This window comes from Rhizobacter sp. (assembly GCF_035702065.1).
Taxonomy (GTDB): Bacteria; Pseudomonadota; Gammaproteobacteria; order Burkholderiales; family Burkholderiaceae_C; genus Rhizobacter.
On the sequence record NZ_DASSRA010000120.1, the window covers coordinates 1 to 7,374 of the forward strand.

A 7,374-nucleotide genomic window follows, 5' to 3' on the forward strand; every position below is an offset into this window, starting at 1 on the left:
TGCCACCGACCGAGACGGCGGCGTCGTCGCTCTCGGTGGTCTTCTCCTTGATCTCGAAGCGCGGCGTGGGCCCGAAGCCGAAGTACTGGTGGTACTCGGCCATCGAGGTGATGCGCCAGGGCTTGCCCGTCAAGGGTTTGCCACGGTTGTCGGCGCGCTCGGTGTAGCCGATGAACGCCGGCACCGCGGTGGCCACCTCGACCACGGAGTTGGGGAAGGCGTTCTTCTCGACGATGTAGACGCCCGGAGTTTTCATCAAGCCCATCACGGCCTCCTGTCTGGGTTAGCGTTTGCGATTAGCGATGCACGAAGATTTCGGAGACCAGCGTGGGCACGCCCGCGATGATTTCTCGAGAGAACAGGCTGGCCCCGGCAACGGGCAGCCGCTTGACCAGCACCTTGTCGGCGCCGGCGCTCCGGCCGCGCAACTGGAAGCGCCGCTCGGATCGTTCTTGCAAGGCGATGCGCCCGCGCGAGCGGATGGCCAGGGCCGTGCGGCCGATGACCAGCTGCTCCGGCGCCGGCGCGTCGAATTCGGCTTCGTTGGCGAGGTCGACGATCTGCACCGCCTCACTGCCCCAGTCGCCGAAGAGGCAGTATTTCCAGACCGTGGCGCGGGCCTGCAGCGGCAGGCGGTAGCGCCGCAGGCGCGGTGTCTCGCTGAAGGCGGTGGCGTCGAGGCTGAGACGGATGCGTGCAAAGGGCGGCAGGCGGCCGAGGCCCGGTTCGGCGTCGGACGCTTCGGCTTGCAGGCGCCAGACGCCCTCGCCTTCGTCGGCGGCCTGTGCGCCGTCGAAGACCAGCACGCCCTCGCCTTGCCGCACCAGGCCATCGGTGTAGTTGATGAAGGTGGGGTCGTCGGCGTACACGCTCCACCCCAGGCTGAGGGGCTCGCTCGCATCGGCCACCAGCAGGCGCAGCGCGTCGCGGGCCTCGCCGTCGCCGTACACCGCCACGCCGCGCGCCGTCTCGCGCACCAGGCCGCCGGCGGCCTCGAAGCGCTGCACGCCATCGCCCAGCGGCACGAAGCGCAGGCCGTGGCACAGCCCGTCGGGGAAGTAGGCGTGCTCCACCTCGACGGTGAGCAATGGGAGGTAGCGGCCTGTCTCCATGGTCTCAGGCGTGCACGCCGGTGCGGGCGCGGCCGATGAGCGGGGCCTGGCCGGCGAGCTGGCCGCTGTCGACCGTGACCATGCGCACGCGGTACAGCACCGACGGCAGGTACTTGCCGCTGAGCATGCCCCACAGGTTGCTCAGGTCGGACAGGCTCAGGTTCTCGATGTCGAGCACCAGCTTGTCGATGCGACGGTCGAGCTCGGGTGTGTTCTGGTGGTCAATCACCGGGCGGCCCTGGAAGAAGGCCACGGTGCTGGAGATGAACTTCAGCGCCTCGGGGTAGTTGTTGCCGCCGAAGTTGGCGGCAAACATCACCAGCAGGTTGAGGTAGACCGGCGGGTGGTTGAGCGCCATGCGCTCGCTGGGCAGGCTGGGCCGGCTGCCGTTGGGGTACGGCAAGGTCTCGCGCTCCAGGTTGACGAGGAACACCGCCAGCTTGTTGGCCACCGTGGGGGCCACACCGCCGTCCTGCTCCACCAGGTTGGAGACGACCACCAGGTCCTCACCCACCTGGAAGGCGCGCCGCAGCGCCTGGTTGAGTTGTGCGGCGATCAGGCCGATGGCGGAGTCGATCATGAGGGAGACGTTAGCGATGGCCACGCACACGAGGTATCGGTCGGATGCTGAGATCGGCATTCAGAAAAGCGGAGGCGACCCTTCTTCATCTCCCGAGGCCGCGAGCTTGTGCAGCACGCGCGGCAGGTCGGGCAAGGCGTCGTCCTTGCGCAGGTAGGCCTGCGCACCCGCTGCGGCCATGGCGGCGACGACACGCGGGTCGTCGTGCATGGACAGGGCCACGATGCGGACGCCGGGGTGGTGGGCGCGCAGGTGCCGCGCGGTCTGCGGGCCGTCCATGCCGGGCATGGAGACGTCGAGCACCACCACGTCGGGCCGGGTGCGCGCCAGGGCGTCAAGCAGCTGCGTGCCTTCGTCGCACTCGGCCACCACCTCGAAGCCGTGCTGGGCCAGCAGCTGCCGCACGCAGGCGCGGAACGGCGCGTGGTCGTCGACCAGGGCGATGCGTAGGCTCATGGCACAGAGGGGCACCGGGCATGTTCGGTGCGTGCCTAGGCTGCGCCCGCCCCGCGGCCGGCGCCATCGGTCAATGTCTGAGAGCCGGGGTGGGAAAAGCTGAGTTCAGCCTTGCCTTCAGTGGCTGGCGCGCGGCTTGGCCCGGCGCTCGGTGGATGGAGCGCGGCACGGCGCATCCAGCGAACTGAGCCCTTCGCGCAGGGCAAAGCGCGTCAGCTCGGCAATGCTGTGGATGTGCAGCTTGCCCATGATGTTCTCGCGGTGGGTGGCCACGGTCTTGGCGCTCAGGTGCAGGCGCTCGGCGATCTGCTGGGTGGAGTGGCCTTCGGAGAACAGCTGCACCAGTTCGCGCTCGCGTGGCGTGAGCGGTGAGGCAGCGGCTGCGGGTTGCGGCGCGTGGCGGTTGCGGTACTGCTCCACCACGATGCCCACCAGGTCGCTGCTGAGGTAGATCTGGTCGGCCATCACCCGCCGGATGGCCTGCACCAGCTCCTGGAACGATGCGTCCTTGAGCACGTAGCCGCCAGCGCCGGCGTCGATCACCGCCAGCACCATGCGCGCCTCGTCGTGCACCGACAGGCACAGCACGCGCATCTGCGGCGACTCGCCGCGCAGGCGGCGGATGGTCTCGATGCCGTTGAGACCGGGCATGGAGAGGTCGGTGACCACCAGGTCGGGCTGCAGCTCGCGGGCGAGCTTGAGCACTTCCAGGCCGTCGCAGGCCTGGCCCACGAGCTTGATGTCGGCCTCTCTTTCGAGCAGGGACTTCAGTCCGTCGCGCACGATGCGGTGGTCGTCAGCGAGAACGATGTTGATGGACATGAGGTGCTTCCTGAAAGATTGGGTTCAGGCGGGGAGCGGCAGCGAGACAGTCGCGCACGTGCCGTGGCCGAGACGGGAGCTGATCGCCATGCGCCCGCCGATGGCCTGCATCTGTGCCTCGCCGCTGACCAGCCCGAAGCCGCCCTCGGGGCCGAAAGACGGCGGCAGCGGTGTGCAGTCGAAGCCCTGCCCGTCGTCCTGGACGCGGACGAACAGGCCTTCGCCATCCACGCCCAGGGTGATGCGCAACTGGCGCGCCTGGGCGTGCTTCTGGGCGTTGAGTGCCAGTTCGCGCACCACGCGGTAGATGACGGCGAGCACGCCTTCGGGCAGCGGCAGCGCAGGCAGAGCGCCTTCCACCGCCACGGCCATGGCGCTGGAGCGTTCGATGCGGTCGCCCAGGCTCTCGATGGCCATCTGCAGGCCGAACTGGCGCAGCAGCGGGCAGCTCAAGTCGAAGGTGGCGGAGCGAACCGCCCGGGCCGCCTGCGACAGGAGCTCGCGCAGTTCGTCCTGGAAGACGGCGTCGCGCTGCGGCGTTTCGGTGGGCGCCGAGGCGCCCCACTCGGCCAGCTTGAGCTTGGCCATGGCGAGCAGCTGGCCGATCTCGTCGTGCAGGCCCTGGGCGATGCGCCCGCGTTCGCGGGCTTCGGCCACTGTCAGCTCGTAGGCCAGGGTCTGCAGGCGGCGGCGGTTGTCGACCAGCGCGCGCTCCGACTCGTGGCGCTGGCGCATGTCGCGCCAGACGGTGAGGCCGCAGACCCGCTTGCCCTCGCGCCCCAGGATGGTCGACGAGCGCACGCTGACACGCACCGCGCTGCCGTCCTTGGCGAGCGCCGTCACATCGGTGTCGGACAGCTCGTCGCCGCGCGCCATGGCGAGCCAGGCGGCTTCGGACGTGCGCAGGTCGTCAGGCTGGGCCAGCGACGACAGGGCAAGGCCCTGCACTTCGGCCCGCTTGTACTGGAAGAAGTCCACGAAGGCCGCATTGCAGCCGATGATGCGTCCGCTGCCCGGCTCCACCCAGATGCAGATGTCGGCCATCTGCTCGAACATGTGTTGCCACACGCTGTCGGACCAGCGCTCCCGGGGTTCCCCGGCATGCGAGCTGCGCCGCATGGACGCGCTCAATTCGGCCATCACACTGTTCATCGCCCGCCATTCCCTGCCCAACTTCTTATGTGCTCACCAGCGGCGGATGCACCGGGTGAGTCGGCTGGGGATACTGCATGCGAGGGGCGCATGCGGTCAACCTGCAAGGTCTGACAGTGGCGTTCTCTATTTGAGCTGCGAGCCAGCAGCGTCTCGAACACGCACCTCGACCGGGAAGGCCGCTGCGACGCTCTGCGTGACGGTGCAGAAGGCTTCGAACTGGGAAAGCACCCGGTCGAGGTGCTCCAGGCGGGTGGCTTCGACACCGAGCGTGAGCTCTGCCAGCATGCCCGTCACCCGCAGCCTGCCTTCGGCGTTGCGGCCAACCTGCGCCGTGACGCGGCACGACAGCGGCTCGGGCTGCTGCTTGAACTTGCGCAAGGCGAAGAGCAGCGAATCGCTCAGGCAGTTGCCCACCGCCGTGGCGAGCAACTGCACCGGCGACGGGCCGGCCCCCTCGCCCAGGGGCGGGGGTTCGTCGCACAGCAGCGACGGCACGCCATCGGCATAGCTGGCCAGGAAGCGGTAGCCGTTCTGCTGCTGCAGATCGACGGTGATTGTTTCGGTGGTCATTGGGCCTTGCCCTCGTTGTGGGTCATGTCAACTCTCCTGTCAGGGTCAGCCGCAGCGCTGGGACAGGCGGCGCCGCAACCAGCATCGCAGTCGGGCGAGACGGCGCGTCTGACCCAGATCAACAGGCGGCGTGAATCTCCTGGATTCAATCGGCTTGTTCACCCGACCATCCAACCCACGGACGGCAGACCCGCCTCAAGCCGAAGATGGAAGCCTCAGCCCTTGGTCGCGCGCACCGGCCGCCCCGCACGCACGAACGCCTTGCGCTCCTGCGCGTTGCGGTCGAGACGGCGGGCGATGCTGCCGCACACCAGGTCGCACAGCGCGTAGACCGAATCGTCGGCGATGCGGTAGTAGACCGAGTTGCCGCGGCTCTCTCGCGCCACGAGCCCGTGCTGCATCAGCAGCGACAGGTGGCGCGAGATGTTGGCCGAGGTATAGCCGCACTCCTGGGCGAGCTCCCCCACGTTGCGTTCGCCGCCGCGAAGCGTGTTGAGGATCTGCAGGCGCGTCGGTTCCGACAACGCCTGAAAGTACGACGCGACCTGGCTGAGCGCTTCGGGTGGCAAGCCTTCCATGGTGGGGCAGGAGTTGGGTGGGGGCTGCTGATGATGCCTCATCGTTTGCCTTTCGCGACAAAGATTCCGAACTTTTGCACTTGACTATTTAATTACTTAGCTAAATACTCTCACCAATCGCAGCCGATTGCAAGCTGCCGGAGAACCTGAAGATGAACTCTCGACCGATGCCCCTTCACTGCACAGCCAAGCACCCGCTCGCCGGCTGGCTGGCGGCCAGCCTGGGGATCGCCGCCTTGCTGGCCGCTGGCTTGCAGGCCACGCATGCCGCAGAACCCGCTGCCCCTCCTCTGGCCAGCGTGACGGTGGCCGCACAAGGTGACGGCCGCCTGGCCGCCTACGACGGCGTGGTCGAGGCGGTGCGCCAGACGGTCGTGGCCGCCCAGGTGCCCGGCGCCGTGGTCCAGCTGGAGGCCAAGGCCGGCGACCGGGTCAAGGCGGGCCAGGTGCTGCTGCGGCTCGACGCCCGCGCGGCGCAGCAGCAGGCGGCCGCGGCCACGGCACAGGTGCAGGCCGCCAATGCCGCACAAGACGCCGCCACCAAGGAGTTCGAGCGCCAGAAGCAGCTCTTCCAGAAGAACTACATCAGCCAGGCGGCGCTGGAGCGCGCCGAATCGCAATACAAGTCGGCGCAGGCGCAAGCCTCCGCCCAGCTGGCCTCGGCCGAGGCCGCCCGCACCGAGTCGGGCTTCTACACGGTGAAGGCGCCCTATGACGGCATCGTCTCGGAGGTCTCGGTGGTGCTCGGCGACATGGCCATGCCCGGCCGCGCGCTGCTCACCATGTACGACCCGGCCGCGCTGCGTGTGACCGCCGCCGTACCGCAAACGGCCGCCCCCGCGCCGGACAGCACGCCCCTGGCCGAAGTGCCGGGCCTGGCCCAGCCGCGCATCGCGCCCGCACGCTGGCAGCTGCTGCCGGCGGTGGACCCGGCCACCCACACGATGCAGCTGCGCCTCGACCTCCCCGCCGGCACGGCGGCGTCGCCCGGCATGTTCGCCCGCGCGTGGCTGCCCGGTGCCAAGGCCGGCGGTGCGCGCATCGCGGTACCGGCGAGCGCCGTGGTGCGCCGCGCCGAGTTGACCGGCGTGTACGTGATCGGCGCCGACGGCCGCGCACTGCTGCGCCAGGTGCGGCTCGGCCCCGTGACCGACGGCCAGGTCGAAGTGCTGTCGGGGCTGAAGGCCGATGAGCGCGTCGCGCTCGACCCGCAAGCCGCGGCAAGGGGGCGCTGATCATGGGCATTTCGGGTCGCATCGCGCGCTTCTTCCAGTCGGCGCAGATCACGCCGCTGCTGGCGCTGGTGGCATTGCTGCTGGGCGCCTTTGCGGTCATGGTCACGCCGCGCGATGAAGAGCCGCAGATCAACGTCACCATGGCCAACGTGCTGATCCCCTTCCCCGGGGCGTCGGTGGCCGACGTGGAACAGATGGTGGCCACGCCCGCCGAGCAGGTGCTGTCGCAGATCGCCGGCACCGAGCACGTGATGAGCGTGTCGCGCCCGGGCCTGGCGGTGATCACCGTGCAGTTCAAGGTGGGCGTGCCGCGCACCGAGGCGCTGGTGCGGCTGTACGACACGGTGAATGCCAATGCCGACTGGCTGCCGCGCGGGCTCGGCGTGGGCGACCCGATCATCAAGCCCAAGGGCATCGACGACGTGCCCATCGTCACCCTCACGCTCTACGCCAAGGACGGCGACACCGGCCCCTCCGACCTGGAGCGCGTGGCCCACACGCTGGAGGCCGAGATCAAGCGCGTTCCCGGCACCCGCGAAGTCGCCACCGTCGGTGGCCCCGGCCGCGCCGTGCGGGTGGAGATCGACCCGGCCCGCATGGCGGGCGCCGGCGTCACCGTGGCCGACCTGCGGCAGGCGCTGCAATCGGCCCACCTGGGCGCGCCGGTCGGCGAACTGCTGGGCAACGACCGCGCGGTGGCGCTCGAAGCCGGGCCTTACCTGCGCGATGCGCGCGACGTGGGCGAGCTGGTGGTCGGCGTGCGCCGCGGCAAGCCGGTGTTCCTGCAGGACGTGGCCGAGGTCGTCGACGGCCCGCTGCCGCCGCAGCGCTACGTGTGGCACGGCAGCGCCGCCGGCGGCGACAGC

General features: G+C 69.5%; 9 protein-coding genes and 1 pseudogene. 2 read left to right on the forward strand and 8 right to left on the reverse strand.

Annotated elements, in window-relative coordinates; translation table 11 throughout:
• From VFL64_RS05535 to VFL64_RS05570, 8 genes and pseudogenes are all read right to left on the reverse strand, one after another.
• Nucleotides 1-265, reverse strand: a pseudogene (locus VFL64_RS05535) (phage tail sheath family protein); the annotation flags it as partial.
• 31 nt (nucleotides 266-296) lie between these two features.
• The gene (locus VFL64_RS05540; protein ID WP_489539381.1) at nucleotides 297-1,112 is read right to left on the reverse strand and encodes a hypothetical protein; all 816 of its coding nucleotides are present in this window, start codon (nucleotides 1,110-1,112) and stop codon (nucleotides 297-299) included.
• A gap of 4 nt (nucleotides 1,113-1,116) precedes the next feature.
• The gene (locus VFL64_RS05545; protein ID WP_489539382.1) at nucleotides 1,117-1,692 is read right to left on the reverse strand and encodes a Pvc16 family protein; all 576 of its coding nucleotides are present in this window, start codon (nucleotides 1,690-1,692) and stop codon (nucleotides 1,117-1,119) included.
• Nucleotides 1,693-1,752: 60 nt separating this feature from the next.
• Nucleotides 1,753-2,148: a response regulator gene (locus tag VFL64_RS05550; RefSeq protein ID WP_489539383.1), complete on the reverse strand. Its 396-nt coding sequence runs from the start codon at nucleotides 2,146-2,148 to the stop codon at nucleotides 1,753-1,755.
• Nucleotides 2,149-2,265: 117 nt separating this feature from the next.
• Nucleotides 2,266-2,970 carry a response regulator gene (locus VFL64_RS05555; protein WP_489539384.1) on the reverse strand — a complete coding sequence of 235 codons (705 nt, stop codon included), beginning with the start codon at nucleotides 2,968-2,970 and terminating at the stop codon, nucleotides 2,266-2,268.
• Nucleotides 2,971-2,994: 24 nt separating this feature from the next.
• Complete coding sequence (locus tag VFL64_RS05560) at nucleotides 2,995-4,110, reverse strand: PAS domain-containing sensor histidine kinase (RefSeq protein ID WP_489539385.1); 1,116 nt, start codon at nucleotides 4,108-4,110, stop codon at nucleotides 2,995-2,997.
• Nucleotides 4,111-4,248: 138 nt separating this feature from the next.
• Complete coding sequence (locus tag VFL64_RS05565; protein WP_489539386.1) at nucleotides 4,249-4,695, reverse strand: OsmC family protein; 447 nt, start codon at nucleotides 4,693-4,695, stop codon at nucleotides 4,249-4,251.
• 215 nt (nucleotides 4,696-4,910) lie between these two features.
• Entirely contained in the window at nucleotides 4,911-5,273 is a 363-nt protein-coding gene (locus tag VFL64_RS05570) for an ArsR/SmtB family transcription factor (RefSeq protein ID WP_489539387.1), read from the reverse strand.
• A 152-nt stretch (nucleotides 5,274-5,425) separates the two neighbouring features.
• Between VFL64_RS05570 and VFL64_RS05575 the strand changes: the two genes are divergently transcribed.
• Nucleotides 5,426-6,508, forward strand: a complete 1,083-nt coding sequence (locus VFL64_RS05575) for an efflux RND transporter periplasmic adaptor subunit (protein WP_489539388.1) — start codon at nucleotides 5,426-5,428, stop codon at nucleotides 6,506-6,508.
• Nucleotides 6,509-6,510: 2 nt separating this feature from the next.
• On the forward strand, nucleotides 6,511-7,374 hold an 864-nt coding region (locus tag VFL64_RS05580), incomplete at its 3' end, for an efflux RND transporter permease subunit (RefSeq protein WP_489539389.1).